General features: G+C 36.8%; 27 protein-coding genes. All 27 read right to left on the reverse strand.

Annotation, left to right across the window (positions count from 1 at the left end; all coding sequences use genetic code 11):
* Positions 1-102 precede the first annotated feature (102 nt).
* Entirely contained in the window at positions 103-891 is a 789-nt protein-coding gene (locus D1Z92_RS03170; protein ID WP_128894207.1) for a phosphatidate cytidylyltransferase, read from the reverse strand.
* 1 nt (position 892) lies between these two features.
* Positions 893-1,654 (reverse strand): undecaprenyl pyrophosphate synthase, encoded by a 762-nt coding sequence (uppS, locus tag D1Z92_RS03175; RefSeq protein ID WP_128894208.1) that lies wholly within the window; start codon positions 1,652-1,654, stop codon positions 893-895.
* Positions 1,655-1,715: 61 nt separating this feature from the next.
* Positions 1,716-2,270, reverse strand: a complete 555-nt coding sequence (gene frr / locus D1Z92_RS03180) for a ribosome recycling factor (protein WP_128894209.1) — start codon at positions 2,268-2,270, stop codon at positions 1,716-1,718.
* Positions 2,270-2,998: a UMP kinase gene (pyrH, locus tag D1Z92_RS03185; protein ID WP_128894210.1), complete on the reverse strand. Its 729-nt coding sequence runs from the start codon at positions 2,996-2,998 to the stop codon at positions 2,270-2,272. The genes frr and pyrH overlap by 1 nt, the downstream gene beginning before the upstream one ends.
* A gap of 100 nt (positions 2,999-3,098) precedes the next feature.
* The gene (tsf, locus tag D1Z92_RS03190) at positions 3,099-3,746 is read right to left on the reverse strand and encodes a translation elongation factor Ts (protein WP_128894211.1); all 648 of its coding nucleotides are present in this window, start codon (positions 3,744-3,746) and stop codon (positions 3,099-3,101) included.
* A gap of 115 nt (positions 3,747-3,861) precedes the next feature.
* The gene (gene rpsB, locus D1Z92_RS03195; RefSeq protein WP_128894212.1) at positions 3,862-4,560 is read right to left on the reverse strand and encodes a 30S ribosomal protein S2; all 699 of its coding nucleotides are present in this window, start codon (positions 4,558-4,560) and stop codon (positions 3,862-3,864) included.
* Positions 4,561-4,786: 226 nt separating this feature from the next.
* Complete coding sequence (locus D1Z92_RS03200; RefSeq protein WP_128894213.1) at positions 4,787-5,275, reverse strand: hypothetical protein; 489 nt, start codon at positions 5,273-5,275, stop codon at positions 4,787-4,789.
* Complete coding sequence (locus D1Z92_RS03205; protein WP_128894214.1) at positions 5,262-5,789, reverse strand: DUF6115 domain-containing protein; 528 nt, start codon at positions 5,787-5,789, stop codon at positions 5,262-5,264. The genes D1Z92_RS03200 and D1Z92_RS03205 overlap by 14 nt, the downstream gene beginning before the upstream one ends.
* Positions 5,790-5,846: 57 nt before the next feature.
* Entirely contained in the window at positions 5,847-6,170 is a 324-nt protein-coding gene (locus tag D1Z92_RS03210; protein WP_128894215.1) for a hypothetical protein, read from the reverse strand.
* Between the two features lie 49 nt (positions 6,171-6,219).
* Entirely contained in the window at positions 6,220-7,623 is a 1,404-nt protein-coding gene (locus D1Z92_RS03215; RefSeq protein ID WP_128894216.1) for a flagellar assembly protein A, read from the reverse strand.
* Between the two features lie 27 nt (positions 7,624-7,650).
* The gene (locus D1Z92_RS03220) at positions 7,651-8,439 is read right to left on the reverse strand and encodes a sigma-70 family RNA polymerase sigma factor (protein ID WP_128894217.1); all 789 of its coding nucleotides are present in this window, start codon (positions 8,437-8,439) and stop codon (positions 7,651-7,653) included.
* 17 nt (positions 8,440-8,456) lie between these two features.
* Positions 8,457-8,888 (reverse strand): hypothetical protein, encoded by a 432-nt coding sequence (locus tag D1Z92_RS03225; RefSeq protein WP_128894218.1) that lies wholly within the window; start codon positions 8,886-8,888, stop codon positions 8,457-8,459.
* A gap of 3 nt (positions 8,889-8,891) precedes the next feature.
* Positions 8,892-9,386 (reverse strand): chemotaxis protein CheD, encoded by a 495-nt coding sequence (locus D1Z92_RS03230; protein WP_128894219.1) that lies wholly within the window; start codon positions 9,384-9,386, stop codon positions 8,892-8,894.
* A complete protein-coding gene (locus D1Z92_RS03235) occupies positions 9,379-10,002 on the reverse strand; it encodes a chemotaxis protein CheC (RefSeq protein ID WP_128894220.1) in 624 nt (207 codons plus the stop codon). The genes D1Z92_RS03230 and D1Z92_RS03235 overlap by 8 nt, the downstream gene beginning before the upstream one ends.
* Positions 10,003-10,009: 7 nt before the next feature.
* Entirely contained in the window at positions 10,010-10,465 is a 456-nt protein-coding gene (locus D1Z92_RS03240; RefSeq protein WP_128894221.1) for a chemotaxis protein CheW, read from the reverse strand.
* Positions 10,466-10,557: 92 nt separating this feature from the next.
* Positions 10,558-12,528, reverse strand: a complete 1,971-nt coding sequence (locus D1Z92_RS03245) for a chemotaxis protein CheA (protein ID WP_128894222.1) — start codon at positions 12,526-12,528, stop codon at positions 10,558-10,560.
* Between the two features lie 34 nt (positions 12,529-12,562).
* Positions 12,563-13,627: a protein-glutamate methylesterase/protein-glutamine glutaminase gene (locus tag D1Z92_RS03250; protein ID WP_128894223.1), complete on the reverse strand. Its 1,065-nt coding sequence runs from the start codon at positions 13,625-13,627 to the stop codon at positions 12,563-12,565.
* 29 nt (positions 13,628-13,656) lie between these two features.
* The gene (gene flhF, locus D1Z92_RS03255; RefSeq protein WP_128894224.1) at positions 13,657-14,907 is read right to left on the reverse strand and encodes a flagellar biosynthesis GTPase FlhF; all 1,251 of its coding nucleotides are present in this window, start codon (positions 14,905-14,907) and stop codon (positions 13,657-13,659) included.
* Positions 14,904-16,934 carry a flagellar biosynthesis protein FlhA gene (gene flhA / locus D1Z92_RS03260; protein ID WP_240666554.1) on the reverse strand — a complete coding sequence of 677 codons (2,031 nt, stop codon included), beginning with the start codon at positions 16,932-16,934 and terminating at the stop codon, positions 14,904-14,906. The genes flhF and flhA overlap by 4 nt, the downstream gene beginning before the upstream one ends.
* 20 nt (positions 16,935-16,954) lie before the next feature.
* Positions 16,955-18,043 (reverse strand): flagellar biosynthesis protein FlhB, encoded by a 1,089-nt coding sequence (gene flhB, locus D1Z92_RS03265; protein WP_370741203.1) that lies wholly within the window; start codon positions 18,041-18,043, stop codon positions 16,955-16,957.
* 24 nt (positions 18,044-18,067) lie between these two features.
* Positions 18,068-18,856, reverse strand: a complete 789-nt coding sequence (gene fliR / locus D1Z92_RS03270) for a flagellar biosynthetic protein FliR (RefSeq protein WP_306438803.1) — start codon at positions 18,854-18,856, stop codon at positions 18,068-18,070.
* 3 nt (positions 18,857-18,859) lie between these two features.
* Positions 18,860-19,129 carry a flagellar biosynthesis protein FliQ gene (gene fliQ, locus D1Z92_RS03275; protein WP_128894228.1) on the reverse strand — a complete coding sequence of 90 codons (270 nt, stop codon included), beginning with the start codon at positions 19,127-19,129 and terminating at the stop codon, positions 18,860-18,862.
* A gap of 73 nt (positions 19,130-19,202) precedes the next feature.
* Complete coding sequence (gene fliP / locus D1Z92_RS03280) at positions 19,203-19,931, reverse strand: flagellar type III secretion system pore protein FliP (RefSeq protein WP_128894229.1); 729 nt, start codon at positions 19,929-19,931, stop codon at positions 19,203-19,205.
* 42 nt (positions 19,932-19,973) lie between these two features.
* Complete coding sequence (locus tag D1Z92_RS03285) at positions 19,974-20,468, reverse strand: flagellar biosynthetic protein FliO (protein WP_128894230.1); 495 nt, start codon at positions 20,466-20,468, stop codon at positions 19,974-19,976.
* Positions 20,468-20,833 carry a response regulator gene (locus D1Z92_RS03290; protein ID WP_128894231.1) on the reverse strand — a complete coding sequence of 122 codons (366 nt, stop codon included), beginning with the start codon at positions 20,831-20,833 and terminating at the stop codon, positions 20,468-20,470. The genes D1Z92_RS03285 and D1Z92_RS03290 overlap by 1 nt, the downstream gene beginning before the upstream one ends.
* A gap of 19 nt (positions 20,834-20,852) precedes the next feature.
* On the reverse strand, positions 20,853-22,040 hold the full coding sequence (fliY, locus tag D1Z92_RS03295) for a flagellar motor switch phosphatase FliY (RefSeq protein WP_128894232.1): 1,188 nt from the start codon (positions 22,038-22,040) through the stop codon (positions 20,853-20,855).
* Positions 22,030-23,025 carry a flagellar motor switch protein FliM gene (fliM, locus tag D1Z92_RS03300; protein ID WP_128894233.1) on the reverse strand — a complete coding sequence of 332 codons (996 nt, stop codon included), beginning with the start codon at positions 23,023-23,025 and terminating at the stop codon, positions 22,030-22,032. The genes fliY and fliM overlap by 11 nt, the downstream gene beginning before the upstream one ends.
* Positions 23,026-23,073: the final 48 nt, after the last annotated feature.

Below are 23,073 nucleotides of genomic sequence, written 5' to 3' on the forward strand. Positions count from 1 at the left end.
TATCATTTTCTCCAGTTAAGATTTACGATAATATCTTCTACATCTTTACCATACATGCTATTGGTTGTATTACTTTCATGTAAAATGACAACTTATACACGTTTAAAAAATTAAAAAATAAACGACAGGAAAGACGATAAGCCAACTATCACAGCGATCTAATATGCCACCATGACCGGGCAAAATTTTTCCTGAATCTTTTACTCCAAACTTTCTCTTGTAAGCAGACTGTATTAAGTCCCCTGCTTGTCCAAATATTCCAGCAATGATACCTACAGTCAATGCAGAAACAAAATCAATGGTGTCGGGAAAAATCACATAAAATACGATAGAAGTAACGATAGATAGTAACAGACCTCCTAGTGCACCTTCCACTGTCTTTTTCGGACTAATGGTTGGCCACAGCAACCTTTTACCTAAATAACTTCCTGCAAAATAAGCTCCGATATCATTCATCCATATGCTAGAAAATATAAGAAATGACCATAGTATACCTTCCTCAGAAACAAGACGAACGCTTAACATGGACTGAAAACCCACTCCGATATATATAATACCTAAAAATAAATAGGCAACTTTTTCGATATGTAATTTATTTTTGGAGATGACCGTAACAAACATGAACAAAAACATCATGATCCATATGAAGTATAACGGCGAAATCATACTTATCTCCCACTCTTTCCATGGTATGACAAAGTACAACATGCCAACATACCCGATCCATGATGCATATTGATTGCGCGAAGAGAGACCCACTAATCTAACATATTCAAAATAACCAATTAGTGACAAACATAATAAAAGAATGGTATAGGATGTGCCTCCAAAAAATAATAAGCTTAAGAAAACGATCGCTGCTAAAATGCCTGTCCATACTCGCTGTCCCATATTACAAGCCCCCATATCTTCTTCCACGCGTTTGAAATTGTTCTATTGCTTCATAAAGATGTTGTTCTTTATAATCAGGCCAGTATAAAGGTGAAAAAGAAAATTCCGTATAAGCAAGCTGCCATAGTAAAAAGTTACTAATGCGCTGTTCGCCGCTTGTACGAATTAACAGATCTGGGTCTGGTAAATCTTTAGTTTGCAAATGAAGCGAAACATACTCTTCATTAATTTGCTCCAATTCCATTTCTTCTTCCTTCACTTTTTTTGCCAATTGTTTGATTGCTGCAACCATTTCTGTACGACTTCCATAATTTACAGCAAAGTTCAATATCATTCCGGTATTATTTTTCGTTCGTTCTATTGATTGTTGAATAGGTTTAAGTGTATGGTCGGGCAAGCCTTCCATATCTCCTATCATTTGAACTTGCACATTATTTTCTTCTAGCTCTTTGATTTCAATTTCAAAAAACTGTTCTGGCAGTTTCATCAGATAGTCCACTTCATCTTGTGGTCTTTTCCAGTTTTCCGTTGAAAATGTATATAGTGTTAATACGTCAACACCAATTTTATTAGCTGCTTGTGCGATATGTTTTACATTTTTCATACCACTTCGATGACCAGCAGAACGTGGTAGCCCACGCCGCTTAGCCCACCTACCATTTCCATCCATAATGATGGCAATATGACTTGGTATGGAACCGTTACTTTTCACTTGTTCGGCCGTAACGGAAGATCGCTTCAGCCAACGCTTCCATGTCCACATAATTATTTCCCCCATGAATGCATAGCATATACAAAACCCCGTTTCATCGGGGCATGTTGAGTTATATTTCCAAAATCTCTTTTTCTTTTTCTACAAGATTTTCATCTACTTTTTTAATGTATTGATCTGTCAATTTCTGAACTTCTTCTTGATATCGACGTGATTCGTCTTCCGTAATTTCCGTTTTTTCTAATTTCTTAATGGCATCATTACTATCACGGCGAATATTACGGATGGCTACTTTACCTTCTTCACCGATCTTTTTCGTTAGCTTAACTAATTCGTTTCTGCGCTCTTCTGTCAATTGTGGGATCGTAATACGAATATTCGTGCCATCATTGGACGGAGTCAATCCCAAATCAGATTTTAATATTTCTTTCTCGATAAGAGGCAAAGAAGATTTATCCCACGGTTGAATAAGCAAAGATCTAGCATCAGGAGTACTAATGTTAGCAAGTTGATTTAATGGTGTAGTTGCACCGTAATAATCCACTTCAATTCTGTCCAATATAGAAGGATTCGCTCTTCCTGCTCTTAAAGAAGTTAATTCTTTTTTTAATGCGGCAATCGCTTTATCCATGCGCTCTACTGCATTTTTTTTAACTGATTCAGCCATTATGATACACTCCCTTTAATATTTGTTCCAATTTTTTCACCTAGAACAACACGTTTAATGTTTCCTTTTTCCGTGATAGAAAACACAATCAATGGAATATTATTGTCCATACATAGTGAAGAGGCTGTAGAATCCATCACGCCTAAATTTTGATTCAGCACATCTAAATACGTTAAAGAGTCCAACTTTTTCGCATTTGGATCTTTTTTCGGATCGGATGAATATACGCCGTCAACATTGTTTTTTGCCATTAAGATCACTTCAGCTTCAATTTCTGCCGCTCTCAACGCTGCTGTCGTATCTGTGGAGAAGAAAGGATTACCTGTTCCAGAAGCAAAAATGACTACTCTTCCTTTTTCCAAGTGCCTAATGGATCTTCTGCGTATGTAAGGTTCTGCAATTTGCTTCATTTCTATTGAAGTCTGGACTCTTGTAGGAACTTCAATTTTTTCTAAAGCATCTTGAAGTGCTAAAGAATTCATGACTGTTGCCAACATTCCCATGTAATCTGCAGTCGCTCTGTCAATACCTTTGCTGCTACCAGAAATACCTCGCCAAATATTGCCACCACCAACGACGATGGCAACTTCTACACCAAGGTCTACTACTTCTTTTACTTGACTGGCAATGGATGTCATCATATTCGCTTCAATACCAAACCCAATATCGCCAGCCAATGCTTCACCACTCAGCTTTAGTACAATTCTATCATATTTAGGTTTTGTCAAGAATCAAACCTCCATTTGTTGTGTAAGTATATGTTCATTATTTTAAAAAAGAAGGAAACACGACGTGTCTCCTAAGGGTACAATCTATGCATTCATTTTATTACTTTACTTGTGACATTACTTCTTCTGCAAAGTTTTCTTCTTTCTTTTCTAATCCTTCACCAAGTTCGTATCTTGCAAAACGACGAATGGAAATGTTTTCTCCAATGTGACTTACCATTTCGTTCAACAATTGTGAAATCGTTTTGTCAGAATCTTTAACGAATTGTTGTTCCATCAAGCAATATTCTTCGAAGAATTTAGCCATACGACCATCAACCATTTTTTCAACGATTTTTTCAGGTTTTCCTTCGTTTAATGCTTGTTGTTTCAAGATTTCACGCTCTTTTTCCAGATCTTCATTTGGAACTTCTTCTTTTGTTACGTATTTTGGATTAGCAGCTGCAACGTGCATTGCTACATCTTTAACGAACTGTTTGAAAGTTTCATTTTTTGCAACGAAATCTGTTTCACAGTTCACTTCTACTAACACACCGATACGTCCACCAGCGTGGATATAGGATTCAACCAAACCTTCTGACGCGATTCTGCCTGCTTTGTTAGCTGCTGCAGATAATCCTTTTTCTCTAAGTATTTCAGATGCTTTTTTCACATCGTTGTTTGCTTCTTCAAGCGCTTTTTTGCAGTCTAACATCCCTGCTCCTGTTTTATCTCTTAACTCTTTTACTAATGCTGCGGTTACTGCCATGATTTAACGTCCTCCTTTAGGGTATTAAAATAAAAAATTCCATCACCATGTCTTGAAAAAAGGGCAGTGATCAGGTAAAAACCTTCCGACTACCCTCATAAGTTAGGTCCGTATATTAAGCTGTTGTTTGCTCGCCTTGGTTAGCTTCAATAATTGCATCCGCCATTTTAGATGAAAGCAATTTAACAGCACGAATAGCATCGTCGTTTCCAGGAATTACATGATCCACATCATCAGGATCACAATTTGTATCTACGATAGAGATAATTGGAATACCTAATTTTTTAGCTTCCGCTACTGCAATGCGCTCTTTACGAGGATCGATTACGAATAATGCATCTGGAAGTTCTTTCATTTCTTTAATTCCGCCTAGGAATTTTTCTAGTTTTGCTCTTTCTTTGTTCAAAAGAACAACTTCTTTTTTCGGTAGTACATCAAAAGTTCCGTCTATCTCCATGCGATCTAATTTGTGCAAACGCTCTACACGCTTTTGAATCGTACCGAAGTTTGTTAATGTTCCACCTAACCATCTTTGATTAATGTAGAACATGTTGCAACGTTCTGCTTCTTCTTTTACGGAATCTTGTGCTTGTTTTTTCGTACCTACAAATAATACTTTACCGTTACGTGAAGCAATGTCTTTAATGACATTGTAAGCTTCCTCTACTTTTTTAACTGTTTTTTGCAAGTCAATGATGTAGATTCCGTTTCTTTCTGTAAAGATATATTTGTCCATTTTTGGATTCCAGCGTCTTGTTTGATGCCCGAAGTGAACCCCAGCTTCCAGCAACTGTTTCATTGAAATAACACCCATTATTTAATTTCCTCCTCTAAGGTTTTTTTATCCTCCGCCACTTTCATCCTCCACTACAACTTCTAAGGTAGAAGCACCTATAACAGAGTTCAGAGGCGTGTGTAATATAACACCAAAAATTAATATACCATAACTATATAAGCGATGCAATAACATGTTGTTTATTATGCTGATCTTTATGACATATTTTTATCGTTATCATGTATTTTATTTATGTCGACTACTGCTAAGAGCCTTGGTTTGCTTGATCCCATGTTGACTGACCTACTATCTTTTGCAATATTTCTACCTCTGTTGGTTCCCCGTTAAAAGTATATACGCCTACTTTAATTTTCGAGATTAGTTTCATGTCTTGCATTAAAGATAAGAAAGAAGTTTGATCTTCAATAAGACCTACTTGTTCTAACATGGAACTCACTTCTTGTGCACTCACCCCATTCTGAATGGCTACAATACTTTGCATCTGACTAGGATGATTGACATCGATTTCTGCTAAAACACGCTCTCTTTCTACTTTTAATTTCTCTTGTACTTGATCTTCCGTGTACATGACTTGATCTTCGGGATAGATGACTGCATCACCTGCTGCACTGACACTACCAGCATCATCTGCTTTCTCAGGCACATCTTCATCTGACGTCGTAATGGCAAACAAAATAGAGCTTAGCACCATACCAGCTGCAAAGCCCCGAAGCCAAACTTTATAATTCATCATGTTTAGCTCGCCCCTCCTGCTGTGACAACCTTATAATTAGTTGCACTTCTCCTGATTCCATTTCAAGTTGTTTACAAATTTGATCAATAGACTTTCCGGATTCATATAGTTGAAATAAAGAACTGTATCTATCTCGTAAACCTGTATTGGCAACTGTATTTTCATTTGTTTTGACTTGCTGGGTGTTTGTATTTACCGTTCTTGCTTTAAACTCAGCCCAGTTTTTTTGCTGCTCTTTATGATGATCATCTATAGCAGTCGTGATATGTACTAATTTCTCTTCCACTGCTTCAACATTTAACCATAATTGAGATAATTCCTGCTGATATTGGTGCAATTGCTGAGACAACTGTACACTTTGCTTGTTCACTTCCTCTTTTATTTCCCCAAATTGATCATGTGTGTGTTGCATAGCTTGTCCATTATGTTTTTGTTTGTTGGGAAATGTAAGTGTAACAAGGAAAATGAACACTCCAATTAATGCGATGATTTGCCAACTCTCGATTGATGCCATATAGACTTCTTCTCCTTTTGCTTCCTTAATGATGATATTCGATATATGGATGACTTTTTATAAACTTAAGTCTACATGTTTCCCTTTGAAAGGATGAGAAGCTGCTTGTTCCTCTTCCTTTTTGTCTTCTTCATTTTCTTCTTTTTGCTCTACATTGTCTTTATTATCTTTTCCTTGTTGTTGTTGGTTATCTCTTATCATCGCATGATCCGTTTCATCCACTTCTACACTTTTTTCTTTTGCAAGCCGTTGCTCTTTTTCGACTTGCATCGCTAATCGCTCTTGATCCAAAACAGGCTTATCATTTGAATTTTTTTGATGATGAGCAGCATCTTGCATGCGGGATAAAGTCACTTGTAGTTCGATCGGTTTCAAGTTCATTATCAATCATCAATCCTTTCATTTGAGTTAAGCTTCTTTGTTCATTACGTTAGGCTTTCGTCCTCATTTTAATTATACCTTCATCTAAGAAAAAAGTAACTCTTTCCATTTCCAATTTTATATCTTTTTTCTGTCTACCCATAGATAACTTGGTGTTTCCATAAATCTTGGATACCACTTCAATTACTGCTTTATTTGAACCTTTTAACGCGCCCTCTAATACATCTAGCTTTTGCTTACAATCTTCAACTTCCTGCTTCGTTTGTGCATAGGTGTTCGTTAACTTTACTTTCATTTTTAATTTTTCTGAAACAGATTGTCCATTGGATATTTGTTGATTTAGCATCGCTAGAGCTTGATTGAGTTTGTTCAAGTTACTTACAGCATGTTCATATTTTTCTTTATAGATGTAAATATCATTTCTCACATCTGTGATAACGCCAACTTCAATAGCTGTAGGTGTAGACATGATGTTCCCGATTTGGTTCGCTCTCACTTTTTCACCAGCCTGAATTAAGCCACCTATAATAAACCCTCTTACACCTGTACAAATAATCTGATTCTCTGCTTTGACATGAGAGTGCATAATGCTTTGTGTAACGATAATATTGTTTTTGGCATGTACATTAGCATCTTGAATAAATACGGTTTTGATGTCCTTACCAGATTGAATTGTTGTTTTTTTCTTCCCTAAAATACCCGCATTAATTTCAATCGAACCACCAGCTTCTACGATAGCTCCTTCAACATTGCCTCTTATATGTACATTACCTTCTGCCTTCACTTTAAAACCAGGAAGCACGCTACCAGTAATCATAACGTGACCGACAAATTCAATATTCCCGATCGTATAATCAACATCCCCATTAATTTCAAGTAAAGGAAGTATATGTACAACACCGTCTTCTCCTATCGTAACTAACCCGTCGATAGCAGCGTATAACGTTGTATTATCTTCATTGGTCACCACATTTTTACCTAATTTAAAATGTGCTTCCATGCCTTTAGTGGGCTGTATCGTTTTTCCTGTTATCGTTTGTCCTGGCTCACCCATCTTAGGAGGAAGTTTACGTGCTATCGCTTGTCCTTTTTTTACATTTGCGAGCGTTCTTACTTCTCTATAATCCACACTCCCATCATCAAGTTGCATGGGAGCATGTATGCTTTCTTGGTGAGCATACAAATAATGAATTTCTCCATTCTTACCTTGTTCTGGTTTTTTACCCTGTGCTATTTTGATACGTTTGCTACCATAATAAGAGGGATCAATAACGATATTAGCTAATGCTTCTGTAGAAATACCATAGACAATTTTTTTGTTGGCAAGCCAATCTTGTAGTTCTTGAATCGTAAAAGACCAGTCATCATCTGGTGGAATGATCCAAGTTAATAATGCGTTGTATTCATCCACGGATATTTCTATTTGTAAATAATCATCGATAGATTTTCCCATCTTTCGTTCACACCCTCTTCATGATAGTTAATCATTGAACATTAATTGTTGTTTTTGTCTACTCAAGGATCCACGCAAACGAAGTATAGCTTTGGAGTGAAGCTGAGATATACGTGAAGGAGTTAATGACATCACTTCTGCAATCTCACTCAACGTAAGATCTTCATAATATAGTAGAGAAACAACCATTCGTTCTTTTTCCGTCAGTCGTTTTAAAGCGTGAGACAACATTTCTTTTAAATAAACGTCTTTTACAGCATGTTCAGGTTTTTTTCCTTTTTCATCTACTAGCATCGTTATTTTCGTTTCCATCTCATCACTAGCGATTGGCTCTTCTAGCGAACTAACCGCGATGAAGGAAATGTCTTGCAACATTTGATGAAACTGAGTTTTATCTACTTCTAAATATTCACAAATCTCCTCATCTGTTGCGGTTCGTAAATGTTTTTGTTCCAGTATACGATATGCTTCCTCCATTTTTTTTGCTTTTTCACGTACAGATCTTGGCACCCAATCTACTTGCCTTAATCCGTCAATGATGGCACCTTTAATTCTCCATGAAGCATATGTTTCAAATTGCAAGTTTCTAGTAATATCAAATTTATGAACGGCATCTATTAATCCCATAATACCATAACTATGAAGATCATCACGTGATACATTGGAAGGTAATCCAATCGCCATTCTACTAGCCACATAATCCACCAAAGGTATATAGTTCTCTATGAGATCATTCCGTGCTTCAGCATCTTCGTTATACTTCCACTCTTGCCATAAGTGATCTGTAGATATATCCAATTGCTTAGCATGTCTCATCAAACATCATTCCCTCCTTACTCATTTAACATTTGACGTACACCATTCACCAAATCTCTTTCTGAAATTTCTTTTTCTTTTTTCGCTAGTTTAGGTAAGTGTAGTGGTGTAAAGTCGTTTTTATTCTGTTTACTTTGATCATCCTTATCGTTTTGAGTTTTGTTTTCATTCATCTCAGATTGTATCGTATTATGATTCAGTTCATCTTCTGGTGTTGTAAAGTCGATAACACTTCCGCTAGTTACTTCTTCTTCATTGTTTGTTGATTCTTTTTTCAAAAATGTAGAAATAAAAAGATTACTGATAAACATGATGACAAATGAAACTGCAAATCCATAAACACTGCTACGCAAAGTAGTAGATAAAGGATTTCTAGCTAGAGAAATGAAAAGAATAAATAAAAAAGTAATCACTGCTATAATTAAGCTGAAGTATATTTTTTTTCTCATATTCTACAATTCCTTTATTAATTTATTTGCGGTGCTTATCGTTAGTTTTCCAGTATCCATGTGTAATTCAATGGTACGGCCACTATTGCCACCTACATCTTCACCTTCAATTGGAATGCTCATTTGTTTTAAAAGGTTGTGACACATCTCTACATTACGCAAACCTATTTTTATCATTTCACTTTCCGATTTGAAAGCAAACATTTGAGCTCCACCCGCTAATTTTGCTTTAATTTTGCTAGGCTTAGCACCAAACTTTATGAGTTCATCCATCAATTTTGGAACTGCTAAATCAGCATATTTGGCTGGGTTAGGGTCAGTTTCTCGTGCGATCTTGGATGTAGGTAACATGATGTGCACCATCCCGCCTATGCGTTCGCTAGCATCATACAGAGCCATCCCAACACAGGATCCTAATCCAGACGTTCTTAAGATGTGCGGTGATGTAGCGATTTTTAGTTCAGCCATTCCAACTCGAATGACTGTTTTTTCATTCATGCATAGCTACTCCTAACGACAAAAATATTTTTTCATAGGAACTAGGATCTGGAATAAGAATAAATCTAGCATCAAAATCTTGTTTCCCATCTTTAAATGTAGAATCAATTAACAAAGCTTGATCTCCCACTGTCCCAAATGGTATCAAACCATCATTGAGTACAGCTCCTGCCATATCAATGTTGATTTGAGGGACAGAAAGTGACATATATAAATTCGTCAATTCCATTAAAGAGGTGAGATAAGACCCAGCTAATATGTTACCGATTTCACTTAATGCAGAGTACTCTAACGTGGTAAACTCTTTGTTATTTGCACTATGAATTTGAGTAAAATGGGCTAGCAACCGCTTAGCTGAATCCACTTCAAGAATGAAGTAGATGTTACCAGGTGCTTCTCCATCCATTCGTAAATATATTGCCACCACAATATGATCTGCGCCGCCAACAATGTCAACAATTTCATTAAAAGATAACGATCTAGCAAACGGCACTTGCATATCTACCCTTTTGTTAAGTAACTGTGATAATGCAGTAGCTGCATGACCAGATCCGATGTTACCCAATTCTTTCAATATATCTAATTGATGTGCTGGAACATTTTCTGGTGGATGCATAGGCTCTTTACTCCTCAATATTTTCGAGTTGAATAATTTCTTCTCTATTTAATACTTCATGTAAATTTAACATGATGAGCAACTGATCATCTTGCAGTTTAGCAACACCGCGTAAATACTTTGCTTTAATTCCTCCTACTACTTCTGGAGGGTCTTCAATCTCTTCTTCATTTATTTCTATTACATCATTGGCACTATCTACGATTAATCCTACTTCCATCTCTTCCACAGAAACGATAATAATGCGACTGTTTTCATCATATTCTTTCATCGCTAAGGCAAAACGCTCTCTTAGATCGATAACAGGAGTCACTACCCCTCTTAAATTGATAACTCCTTTTACAAAAGCTGGTGTCTTAGGTACACGTGTCATCGGCATCATTCTTTCAATCGTATTTATTTTCTCTACTTCGACACCGTATCTTTCACTCCCAAGTGCAAACACGACTACTTTAACTTCCATGTTACTCCCTCCTTAGGGTTAGGTTATGCTGTTGACTATATGATATAAAGACATCGATATATGAATGTAATCCTTATTATTTATCCATTTCCTTAACTGATAAATGAGTTAGGATCGATGATAAGTGAAACTTCTCCATCTCCTAATATGGTTGCTCCAGATATATATGGCACATTCGTTAAATACTGACCTAACGATTTAATGACTATTTCTTGTTGACCTAGTACTTCATCGACTACTAGTGCAGCATATTTTTTTCCTTTACGAATAATGACAATGTCCAAATCATCGTTATTAGATGGTTTTTTTACAATATCAAATATACGGTGTACATATATTACTGGTATTAGCATGTCTCTATAAGCATACATTTCTATGCCATGTACATTTTTGACTTGATCTTTTTTTATAGCTGCCGTTTCAATGACAGATGTAATAGGCAATACGTATTTTTCATCACTAACTACAATTCGAATGGCAGTGATGATAGATAGAGTTAGTGGTAAACGAATAGTAAATTTCGTCCCTTTTTGCAAAGCAGATTCAATAGAAACATCTCCACCAAGAGCGTCGATTTTAGATTTGACGACATCTAATCCTACGCCTCTTCCAGATAAATCTGTTACTTTTTCCGCTGTACTAAATCCTGCATGAAAGAGATACGGATATACTTCTTCATCTTTTAATTCGTTAGCAACCTCTTCCGTTAAGATGCCACGTTCCACGATCAAAGATTTTATTTTCTCTGGATCAATTCCTGCCCCATCTTCCTCGATCTCTATAAAAATGTTGTCTCCACTATGGTAGGCGCGAAGAAATATTTTTCCTACTTCGTCTTTCCCTTTTGCCAACCGATCTTCTGCCTTTTCAATACCATGATCAATAGCATTTCGCAGTAAATGTACTAAAGGATCTCCAATTTCATTGACTAGTGTACGATCTAACTCCGTATCTGCACCCTCCATGACGAGATCTACTTTTTTATTCAGTTGCTTTGCAATATCTCTAATCATGCGCGGGAATCGACTAAACACAGAATCAATGGTTACCATTCTAAGTTTTAATACGATATCTTGCAGTTGAACACTAATTCTGGACATGTGATCGACTGTCTCCGTTAAATTACTATCCCCGATACTTTCAGCCATGGATTGTAACCGAACTCGATCAATGAGCATCTCACTAAATAAGTTCATTAATTGATCCAATCGTTCAATATCTACTCTAATCGTTTTACCTGCAACGCCACCTTGCTTTTGATTGCCCTTAGATGTAGTAGATTTATCTTTTTGTTCTGTTTCCTCTAGCTCATTTTTGGATGCATCCTTTTTCAATTGATCCATCTTTAAGCGTTCACATTGAACAGATTTTATTTCTGATATTTGATATATCTCATCTTGTAATTTTTGTTGGTTCGTATTCCCTATGTAATAAATTCGAAGTTCTGTTTCTTCCCATAATTGCTGTTCGATATGTTCTACAGAAGGTATGCAGTGGATGATTTCTCCGCTTTTTTCTAGCTGGTTAAAAACCATATATGCCCTTGCTGTTTTTAATTGACAGGATGATTCTAATTGAACAGTTAAATAAAAAACGGACATATTACTCTCAAGTGCTTGTATCAACACTTGTTTCTGATATTCATCCAGTTCGTCTTGCTGACTACTTGACATCGATTGTTGACTGCTGTCATTCAGCGATCGTAAGTTTGCAATTAATTCAGTATTATCTAACTTGCCTTGTCCACCATCTATAACATCCTGTAACATTTGCTCTAATTTGTCCAAACCTGAAAAGAACAAATCAAAAAGTGTGGATGAGACTGCAAGTTGTTTTTCCCTCACTTGTCCTAACACATTTTCCATTTCGTGAGTCAAATCTGCAATATCATTAAAACCCATGGTTGCAGACATTCCTTTTAACGTATGCGCTGATCTAAAAATATCGTTAACGATTTGGAGATTAGAGTGGTCACTTTCCAATTGCAATAACATATCATTCATTGATTGCAAATGATCCGTGGTCTCCTCTATAAACATAGGTAAATACTGATTGATATCCAAAACGCTCGCACCTCCTTAAGCTAAAGCTTTTTTCTTATTTTAGAAATAGGCTGATTTTGCTTGCAATGTGCTCCAGTGGAACAATATGATCGACGACATCAAGTCTTACTGCAGATCTAGGCATACCATACACTACACATGTTTCTTCTGACTGTGCAATCGTACCTACATCGTCTAGCTGTTTTAATTTTTTCATTCCTTGAGCTCCATCGCTTCCCATACCGGTCATAATAACTAACAATCGTTTTACATGTTGTAGTGTATATAAAGACTCGTACAATACGTCAACAGAAGGTCTGTGTCCACAACACTGCTCATTTTGATTCAATTGAATGGTGTAGTGACGAGCAGGCCGCTCTACAACCTCCATATGATAATCACCAGGTGCAATGTACACTTTTCCATTTAATAGAGGTTCACCTTGTTCTGCCTCTTTTACATGGAGTGAGCAACCTGCATTTAATCTATTCGCTAAAGATGCCGTGAATTTAGCAGGCATGTGCTGAACAATCACAATGGGAGCTGGAAAATACTTTGGTAGACTAGTAAGCACTTGCTGTAAAGCTTTTGGCCCACCTGTGGAAGCTCCAATAGCAACAATAGATCTCACTTCGTTATCATTATGATGTTGGAATGACACTTCTTCTTCACAGTGATGAACCTCATTCGTTACTGTTTTCGTGTCCTTCGCTAATGTTTTCATTTCACTTTTGCCTGCAGCAAGTAGCTTCTGTATTAATAATGTTTTTACCGACGATAAATCTAAAGAAATGCTGCCAGATGGTTTACATACAAAGTCAAAAGCTCCTAGTTGAAGGGCACGAATGGTAGTGTCGGTGTCACCCCATGTACTTAATACAATGACGGGAGTAGGTCTTACAGCCATAATCTTCTGTAATGCTTCCATCCCATTCATTAGAGGCATTTCGATATCCATCGTGATGACATCCGGTTGTATGGTAGATAGATGCTCTAATGCATCTACCCCATCCCTTGCTTTATACACAACTTCTAATCTTTTATCCTCGTCAATTAAATCCGCTATGATTTTCCGCATAAAAGCAGAATCATCAACGACCATTACCCTGTATATTTTCATAGATGTCACCTTCCCTTGATAAGGTACAATTAATTATCCTTTAATAAAGAATCTACCACTTTATTCGGATCAACTAATGCAATATCATCTGGAACATTTTGACCAAACGTAATGTACGATAGTTGGTAAGGAAAATCATGTGCTACATTAACGATAGTCCCCAAACTGTTCGTTTCATCCGCTTTTGTGAAAATAATTTTATCCACCTGAAATTTAGAAAAGTTATCTATGATTATTTTCATATCACTATATTTACTATTCAGACTAACGACTAAAAAAGTCTCAGTAGGAACAGGCACTATATTTAAATAACTGATTGTTTCTGAAACATGCACTTCATCGCAGAAATTTTTTCCTGTTGTATCCATAAAAATAATATCACAATATGTCAGTTTATGATAAGCTTTTTCGACATCTTTCGGAGAATTCACAATTTCACATGGTGCATTTAAAATTTTTGCATATGTTTTCATTTGCTCGACAGCTGCTATACGAAATGTGTCGGATGTAATGAATCCAACTTTTTTACCTTTTAACATTTCATTTGCCGCTAGTTTCGCTAACGTTGTCGTTTTTCCGACCCCTGTTGGTCCCACTACGTGTACCATTTTAGTCTCTTGCTTCATGTCTCCTACTTTTTCAGGTGTTAAGATTTGGTGAAGTTTTTGCTTCACCAAATCCTCCCAATCTGAATCAACGACATTACTGCCATGCTCTATCATAGATAATGTTAGTGACTCAATGATTGCCTCTGATACTTCTGCTTTTTTTAATTTTTGCTCCAACTGTTTTAGTGGGGCAAAAGTGTCATCTTTCTCTTTTACTAACGTTCCTATCCACTGTTTCATTTGCTGCATTTGTTCTTGTATAGACTGCATGCTTTCATCGTTAGTAGAAGCAAGGTTTTGCTTTACTTCTGCTTGTTTACTAGCATGTGACAAAGGCGATACCTCATCACTTGGCTTGGAAGTCACTTCTTGTTGCAATGTATGTTCCGCTACAGCAGAAGTTAACGTTGCTAGCTTTCGTTCAAATGTAGTGGAGGGGTTTTTACTTTCTTTTGTAAAACTTCTATTATTTAATTTTGCGTTAGGCTTTACATTGTTCCATTCACTAGCTGCAATGACTTCATATTTTTTCTTTTTAACTAAACCTAACATTTTCTTTTCGACAATTTCTTTACTACTTAAAATAACAGCGTCGGCTCCTAAATCTGCTCTTACTTGCTCCAGTGCTTTTTCCATGGAATCAGCAACATAATGTTTCGTACTCATACTCATGCATTAACCACTCCAACACTTTTTATTTCTACGCTCGGTTCTAGCTCGTTATAAGAAAGTATAGGTACATCTGGAAGTGCACGAACTAACAATTGACGTAGATACATTCTAATATTGGGTGATGCTAGTAACACTGGCTGTTGCCCAAGCTGTAACAATTTGTTGCACTCTTCTTTCGTTCTTCTTAAAATTAATTGAGAAGAAGTAGGGTCCATAGCTAAATAGTTCCCTTGCTCCGTCTGCTGCACAGAATCGACAATTTTCTTCTCCACTGCAGCGGCAAGCGTAATGACTTTTAATGATTGGTTATCCGACGCATATTGTTGTGTGATTTGTCTTGATAGTGCTTGTCTCACATATTCCGTAAGCACTTCAGGATCTTTCGTGTACGTAGCGTAATCAGCCAATGTTTCAAATATGGTCACAAGATCACGAATAGAAATATTCTCATTTAATAATCTCACCAATATTTTCTGTATGTCACCAATCGACATTAAATTCGGAATAAGTTCGTCTACTAATGCAGGATAATTTTCTTTTAAATTATCCACAAGCATTTGTGTTTCCTGTCTTCCGATTAATTCATAAGCATGTCGTTTGATTACTTCAGTTAAATGAGTAGCTACAACGGATGGAGGGTCAACGATGGTATAGCCTGAAAGCTCCGCTCTTTCTTTCGTTGGTTCATCGATCCATAACGCTGGAAGTCCAAATGCAGGCTCTACTGTTTCTACCCCTTTAATCGATTCATCTTCCATTCCAGTACTCATCGCTAAATAGTGGTTAAGTAATATTTCACCATCGGCCACGCGATTCCCTTTAATTTTAATGACGTATTCGTTCGGTTTTAGTTGAATATTGTCGCGAATTCGGATAACAGGTACGACAAATCCCAAATCTACCGCAGTTTGTCGACGAATCATAATGATGCGATCCAGTAAGTCCCCACCTTGTTGCGCATCCGCTAACGGTATTAGACCATAACCAAATTCAAATTCGATAGAATCGACATGAAGTAAGTTGATTACACTCTCTGGACTTTTAATTTCTTCTATTTCCTGTTCTTCTTCCATCACTTGTTCTACCTCATCCTTCTGATTCATCGTCTGCTGCATTCGTATGCCTGCAAAAATAAGGATGCCTGCAATCGGTATAATATACTTCCATTCGATAGGTGTAAATCCAAGCAGTATGAGTGTTCCAGCAACGATATAGAGTAGTCTTGGATAAGTTAACAATTGTGAACTAACATCTTCTGCAAAGTTTCCTTCGGAAGCCGAACGGGTCACTACTAAACCTGCTGAAATCGATATGAGCAATGCTGGTATTTGGCTGACTAGACCATCACCAATTGTCAGCATAGAAAATGTTTTTGCTGCTGTGGCTATGTCCATTTCATGCACGACCATACCGATGATTAACCCACCAATTAAGTTGATGAGCATGATGACGATACCTGCAATCGCATCCCCTTTAACAAACTTACTAGCACCGTCCATCGCTCCGTAAAAATCGGCTTCTCGCTCGATTTTCTCGCGTCGTTGTTTTGCTTGCTCTTCATTAATGAGGCCTGCATTTAAATCTGCATCAATACTCATCTGTTTCCCTGGCATCGCATCCAATGTAAATCTCGCTGCAACTTCCGCCACACGTTCCGAACCTTTCGTAATAACGATAAATTGTACAACGACAAGAATAAGGAATACGACGAAACCGACAATGACTGATTGTCCACCAACGAATGCGCCGAATACTGAAACGACGTTTCCACCATCTGCTTCCGACAATATTTTACGTGTAGTGGAAACATTTAGCGCCAGTCGAAACAACGTAGTGACTAAAAGAATCGCAGGAAAGATAGAGAACTGCAAAGCGTCCTGTGTATTCATCGCAATCAATAAGATCGTTAATGCCAAAGAAATATTAATAATCAATAAGAAACTAACAATAGTTAAAGGTATCGGTATAATCATGATTAAAATCATACCGATAACACCTAGCATGATAGCGACGTCTCTCGTTTTCATTTGCGCAACCTCCTTTCCCGTCATTTTCTCTGATCGTTGCCTTTCATTTTATACACATAAGCTAATACTTCTGCTACTGCTTGGAACATTTCTTCTGGGATACTCTCCCCGATTTCAACTTGTTGAAATAGTGCTCTTGCTAATGGTTTATTTTCCATCGTTACAATCTGATGTTCTTTTGCAATTGCTTTTATTTTCTGTGCAACGTAATCTTGTCCTTTAGCAATCACCATCGGTGCTTGCATTTCTTGATTGTCGTATTTTAAAGCAACAGCAAAGTGAGTCGGGTTCGTTACAATGACATCAGCATGAGGCACTTCTTGCATCATACGCTGCAACGCCATTCTCTTTTGCTTTTCTTTGATCTTGCTTTTTATCAAAGGGTCTCCCTCTGACTTTTTATACTCATCTTTGATGTCTTGTTTGGACATACGAATCGATTTTTCATGCTCATATCGCTGATAATAGTAGTCTAATATAGCAATACCAATAAGCAGTAAACCGATTTGAAATCCTAGTAAAAACGTCACTCTTGCAATGTAAGACAAAACATCGGTTAAAGACAACAAGGACAGCTGAACTATTTGCTCTTTTTCTTTCCACAACGTATAAAAGATAATGAATCCTATAATCGTTAACTTTAAAAGAGATTTTACTAGTTCAGCCAAAGCACGAAGTGCAAATATTTTTTTTGCACCTTCAATAGGATTAATCTTTTTAAACTGTACCTTCAGTGGTTCGGTTGTAAATAACAAACCGATTTGAATGTAATTACCTACAATACCAAACACAACGGCAACGAGCATAATAGGGGATAGAATCAATAACATTTCGAACATCATATTGTTAAAAATAATAACCATATTATCTATCGTGACATCCCACAGCATATACTCGTGAAAAGTAAAGGCGAAAAAATCAGCAATATGATTTTTAAAAAATCCACCGAGTAAAAACATCGCCAACATGCTGCAAAGCAAGATGAGCGCCCCGGGAATTTCATTACTTTTGGCAACTTGCCCTTTTTTCCGAGACTCCTGCCTCTTCTTCGGTGTGGCTTTTTCTGTTTTCTCTTGAGCAAATAGTTGCAAATCTAACTCTAACATCACTTTTCGCAACTTCATCTCTCCCGATCAAGTGCCAGATACTTGCAATAACTGATCTAACGCTGTAAACATCGTTTCAAATAATTGACCAAACAAATAAGCGAAACCTGGTATCATTAGTAGTAAAATTAAAAATCCAACAATAATTTTGAATGGAATACCGACTACGAACACGTTAAATTGTGGCGTTATTTTGGATAAGATCCCTAAGGCTACATCCGATAAAAATAGTGCCGCAACTAATGGAGCTGACATTTGCAAGGCTATCGAAAACATTTGCACGAAACTCTGCAACATAAAATTACTAACATCTCCATCATAAATTGCATTAAAAAACGTATTGTCAAAAGGAATCCATTCAAAACTTTGTACAACTGCTTTTAATAAATAATGATGACCATCCATAACTAAAAATAATAATGTCGCAATGACATACTTGAAATTACCTATAATGGGACTTTGTGCGCCTGTCATCGGATCAAACACATTCACTATTCCAAATCCCATCTGCAAATCTACGAAAGAACCAGAAATCTGGATCGCTGTAAAAAATATATACGCTGCAAATCCGAGTGCCAATCCGATGAGTATTTCTCTAACGACACTAATCATATATGCAACATCCAGTGGTATACTGGACGGTAAACCAGCAGAAAAAAAGACGATAAATGAAATAAAAAATGCTAACCCTACCTTCGCTTGAGGCGGTATGCCACGAAAGGAGAAGATAGGTGATGATACGAAAAACGCTGATATTCTACATAATACGAGTAAAAATGACGGTAAAAAATCTAATATGAGCTGCAATAACCTCACAACCTATCCAATGAAATTATAGAGGTTATCCAATAAATTGTATGTAAAATCTACCATTACCCCTAACATCCATCTACCAAAAAAAAGCACCGCTACTAGTACAGCAATAATTTTAGGAATGAATGCAAGCGTCTGTTCTTGTATTTGCGTCGTCGCTTGAAAAATACTTACGAGTAAACCAACAACAAGTGCTACTAGCATAAGGGGCAATCCTATCCTCAAAATCGTATTGACGGCATGTGTTGCTATTTCGATGACCAATTCTGAATTCATGATAGACTCCTTTTTGCTTGTTTTTAAGACGCCTTAACATGTGTAAAGTATGACTTCAATGTCTATGTTTTAGCTATCCATTAAAACTCAATAACAACGACTTCACAACCAAATACCAACCATCTACTAATACAAATAGTAGTATTTTAAACGGTAATGAAATCATTACAGGTGGGAGCATCATCATTCCCATCGACATCAATACACTAGATACGATCATGTCTATTACTAAGAAAGGAATGAAAATCATAAAACCCATTTGGAAGGCTGTTTTTAGTTCACTGATAACAAATGCAGGAATCAGTGCCGTAATCGGTGTATCTTGAATATTCTCAGGCTTTTCCGCATTTGCAAAATCTAAAAACAACTGCAAGTCTTTTTCCCTCGTATGCTTGCCCATGAAATCTTTTAATGGAGCAGCAGCTTTCTCAAATAGTTCCTCGTAGGTAGTAATCTCACCACTAATATAAGGTTGTATGGCTTGTTCGTTCACTTCTGCAAATGTAGGTGCCATCACAAACAAGGTTAAGAATAACGCTAATCCGATAATAACTTGATTGGGAGGCATTTGTTGTGTTGCTAATGATGTTCGCACAAACCCTAACACAACTACGACTCTCGTAAAACATGTCATCAATACTAGAATTGCTGGTGCAATACTTAGTACAGTGATTAACAATATAATCGATATTGCGCTCGAAGGTTCTACACCTGGTAGCTCAATGGTTGCTGCATTTCCTATATTAGGTTGACAGAAATAAATAACGAAAGACAACCATGCGATAAACCTAAGATTTTTCATAGTATTCCAACCTATCTATAGCATCTTGTTTTGTGCTTGCGCTTATTGATTTTTATGTTGATTACGACTTAGTTCTTCTTCCATCATGTCTTGAAAATGTTGATCATTTGTTGTTGCATTACTATTCCTTTTTTCATTTCTCTTTCTCCATTGCTCAAAAAAGGAATAAGCCTGAGTCTTACTAGACGGAGAAGCTAACTGCTCACGTATTTTTTCAACTTGTTCTGATTCCGATAACTTATCGAGTACAGTAATGTCGTCACCTACACCTATAACGTAAATCACTTCTCCTAATTCAATAATTTGGATCGTTTTTTGCGGTGCTACGGACAAAGCTCCAAGTGATTGGATTGGAGACTTTGGTAGCCAAAATGATCTTTTTTTATGAATAAAACGAATGATGATCAAAAACAGAAAGATAATAAAAATTAGCGTGCCAATGACATACAAAAAACTCATCCAGCCGTCACTAGCGTAATCTGCTTTGTAACCAGTTAAAAACCACCCTGAAGTATACTTGGAAGTCATGCTTGTCATTAGCTTAATGTCTTATTAATTGCTTCGAGCACTCGATCAGCTTGGAATGGTTTAACAATAAAGTCTTTAGCGCCAGCTTGTATAGCATCTACGACCATGGCTTGCTGCCCCATCGCGGAACACATAATGACTTTTGCTTCAGGATCGATAGATTTAATTTCTTTTAATGCTGCAATTCCGTCCATATCCGGCATCGTGATATCTAATGTAATTAAATCAGGTCGTAAATCTTTAAATTTTTCTACCGCTTGGGTTCCATCATTGGCTTCCCCAACCACGTCATACCCGTTATTTTCAAGAATATCTTTAATCATCATTCTCATGAATGCAGCATCATCCACAATTAGTATTTTCTTTTTTGACATATTGTTCATTCCTCCACGTTTATTGAATATTTTTTAGTCTTTCCATTGGACTCACAATATCGGTAACCCGAACGCCAAAGTTCTCGTCGATAACTACAACTTCTCCCTTAGCAATTAATTTACTATTAACGAGAATGTCTACAGGTTCACCTGCTAGTTTATCTAATTCAACGATAGAACCTTGATTTAATTCCAAAATTTCACGAATTTGTTTTGATGTTCTTCCTAGTTCAACCGTTACATTAAGTGGTATATCCATTAACAGATCCAAATTTTGAGGTTGCTTCGTGACAGGCTGCTGAGAAAATTGTGTATATTGAACGGGTTGTACATTCACATCTCGCTGATTAGAAATAGATTCAACAGCTGCCGCTTCTTGTTGTGACGTGTATGAAGGTGAATCTTTGGTCTGATTATGTAACGTTTGCTCAGCATTTGTTTCCATCTGCTTTTCTCCTTTCGATTCTGTTGATGGTGTCTCTGTATTTTCAACATCTTGTTTGGAACCTAAGAGAGATTGTACCAATTCTTTGGCAAAATCAACAGGAAGAAGCTGCATAATGGAAGAATCGATGACATCTCCTATTTTCAAACGAAAAGATATTTTAACTAGCACTTCTCCTTCTGGAAGTTGGGAGACTCCTTCTTTTTTCATGACATCTAAAATATCAATACCTGGTGGAGAAATATTCACAAAGCGATTAAAGATAGTAGACATGGATGTTGCAGAAGAACCCATCATTTGATTCATCGCTTCTTGCACAGCACTTAGATGTAACTCATCTAATGGTGAATCTTCAGGTTCTATTACATCTTCTTTCCCTAACATAAGGTTAGCAATGACCTTAGCATCTTGCGTTTGTATCACAAGTAAATTAGTTCCTACAAAACCATCCACATATTTAACGTGAACTGTAACGTGTGGTTTTGGAAACTCTTGTTGTAGTTTCGTTTTTTGTATAATAGAAACTTGTGGTGTTGTAATGTCTACTTTTTTACCCATTAATGTAGATAATGCTGTTGCAGCACTACCGAATGTAATATTACCAATTTCCCCTAATGCATCTTGTTCAAGCGATGTTAAATACTGATCCACCATAGTAGTAGGTGATGCTGTTATTTCATTACTTTGATCTTCTGAACTATCAGAAGCATTTAACAATGCATCAATCTCATCTTGAGACAAGTATTCTTTGTTATTCGACATTTTCTTCCTCCTCACGTACAACGTCACTAATTTGTACCGCTAATTTTCCTTCACTTTGACCAGCAGTTCCATGAAATTTAACTTTATCACCTACCCGAATATTCAATCCTTTTTTTACCGACTGATTTAGACGAATGACATCTTGCTCGTTCAAATGCAGCAATTCGTTTACTGTAATTTGTGAACCACCTAATTCAGCTATGATAGGTAAATCAGCTTTGTGCAATCTTTTTTTAAGGGCTGAACTTCCTGTGCCTTCCACCACTTTTTCCTGTGAAACAAACCAATGATGCATCGATAATTTCGACATAATTGGTTCTATCACGACATGTGGAATACATAAATTCATCATTCCTGTCGTATCCCCAATTTTCGTGCTGAGTGAAATAAGGGCTATCGTTTCATTAGGAGAAACAATTTGCATAAATTGCGGATTAGTTTCTAGTGCTTCCATACGTGGATTCACATCGAGCACATTGTTCCAAGCCTCTTTTAAACTGTGTAATGCCCTGCTAAAAATTCTCTCTAGCACCATGTTTTCGATCTCTGTTAATGTTCCAACTTCTGTGGATACAGAATGACCTACACCACCTAATAGGCGATCAATCATCGATTGAGCAACGTTGGGATTAACTTCCATGACCATCCGCCCTTCGAGCGGCTTTGCCTCAAAAATATTAAGGATGGTTACTTTCGGAATTGATCTTATAAATTCCTCATATGGAAGCTGTTCAACTTGTACGACGTTAATTTGCACAAACGTTCTCAATTGAGCTGAGAAATATGTCGTTAAGTATCTTGCAAAGTTCTCATGAATTCTGGATAAACTTCGTATATGATCTTTGGAAAAACGAACAGCTCGTTTAAAGTCGTATACCCTTACCTTTTTTTCTTCATCTTCTTTTTTTAGTTCATCAGCACTCATTTCCCCTGTGGAAATGGCTGTAAGAAGCGCATCTATTTCATTTTGCGAGAGTACTTCCATTGAGCCTGACACCTCCTTCTGCTAATCTACATCCGTGAGTTCAAAGTA

It is taken from the genome of Longirhabdus pacifica (assembly GCF_004115085.1).
In the GTDB taxonomy this organism is placed as follows: Bacteria; Bacillota; Bacilli; order Paenibacillales; family DSM-105158; genus Longirhabdus; species Longirhabdus pacifica.

Bases quoted from the DNA above. Each gene is read 5' to 3' on its own strand.
- D1Z92_RS03170 (WP_128894207.1), bottom strand. From the start codon at position 891: ATGGGACAGCGAGTATGGACAGGCATTTTAGCAGCGATCGTTTTCTTA.
- uppS (WP_128894208.1), bottom strand. From the start codon at position 1,654: ATGTGGACATGGAAGCGTTGGCTGAAGCGATCTTCCGTTACGGCCGAA.
- frr (WP_128894209.1), bottom strand. From the start codon at position 2,270: ATGGCTGAATCAGTTAAAAAAAATGCAGTAGAGCGCATGGATAAAGCG.
- tsf (WP_128894211.1), bottom strand. From the start codon at position 3,746: ATGGCAGTAACCGCAGCATTAGTAAAAGAGTTAAGAGATAAAACAGGA.
- rpsB (WP_128894212.1), bottom strand. From the start codon at position 4,560: ATGGGTGTTATTTCAATGAAACAGTTGCTGGAAGCTGGGGTTCACTTC.
- D1Z92_RS03200 (WP_128894213.1), bottom strand. From the start codon at position 5,275: ATGATGAATTATAAAGTTTGGCTTCGGGGCTTTGCAGCTGGTATGGTG.
- D1Z92_RS03205 (WP_128894214.1), bottom strand. From the start codon at position 5,789: ATGGCATCAATCGAGAGTTGGCAAATCATCGCATTAATTGGAGTGTTC.
- D1Z92_RS03210 (WP_128894215.1), bottom strand. From the start codon at position 6,170: ATGAACTTGAAACCGATCGAACTACAAGTGACTTTATCCCGCATGCAA.
- D1Z92_RS03215 (WP_128894216.1), bottom strand. From the start codon at position 7,623: ATGGGAAAATCTATCGATGATTATTTACAAATAGAAATATCCGTGGAT.
- D1Z92_RS03220 (WP_128894217.1), bottom strand. From the start codon at position 8,439: ATGAGACATGCTAAGCAATTGGATATATCTACAGATCACTTATGGCAA.
- D1Z92_RS03225 (WP_128894218.1), bottom strand. From the start codon at position 8,888: ATGAGAAAAAAAATATACTTCAGCTTAATTATAGCAGTGATTACTTTT.
- D1Z92_RS03230 (WP_128894219.1), bottom strand. From the start codon at position 9,386: ATGAATGAAAAAACAGTCATTCGAGTTGGAATGGCTGAACTAAAAATC.
- D1Z92_RS03235 (WP_128894220.1), bottom strand. From the start codon at position 10,002: ATGCATCCACCAGAAAATGTTCCAGCACATCAATTAGATATATTGAAA.
- D1Z92_RS03240 (WP_128894221.1), bottom strand. From the start codon at position 10,465: ATGGAAGTTAAAGTAGTCGTGTTTGCACTTGGGAGTGAAAGATACGGT.
- D1Z92_RS03250 (WP_128894223.1), bottom strand. From the start codon at position 13,627: ATGAAAATATACAGGGTAATGGTCGTTGATGATTCTGCTTTTATGCGG.
- flhF (WP_128894224.1), bottom strand. From the start codon at position 14,907: ATGAGTATGAGTACGAAACATTATGTTGCTGATTCCATGGAAAAAGCA.
- flhA (WP_240666554.1), bottom strand. From the start codon at position 16,934: ATGAAAACGAGAGACGTCGCTATCATGCTAGGTGTTATCGGTATGATT.
- fliQ (WP_128894228.1), bottom strand. From the start codon at position 19,129: ATGAATTCAGAATTGGTCATCGAAATAGCAACACATGCCGTCAATACG.
- fliP (WP_128894229.1), bottom strand. From the start codon at position 19,931: ATGAAAAATCTTAGGTTTATCGCATGGTTGTCTTTCGTTATTTATTTC.
- D1Z92_RS03285 (WP_128894230.1), bottom strand. From the start codon at position 20,468: ATGACAAGCATGACTTCCAAGTATACTTCAGGGTGGTTTTTAACTGGT.
- D1Z92_RS03290 (WP_128894231.1), bottom strand. From the start codon at position 20,833: ATGTCAAAAAAGAAAATACTAATTGTGGATGATGCTGCATTCATGAGA.
- fliY (WP_128894232.1), bottom strand. From the start codon at position 22,040: ATGTCGAATAACAAAGAATACTTGTCTCAAGATGAGATTGATGCATTG.
- fliM (WP_128894233.1), bottom strand. From the start codon at position 23,025: ATGGAAGTACTCTCGCAAAATGAAATAGATGCGCTTCTTACAGCCATT.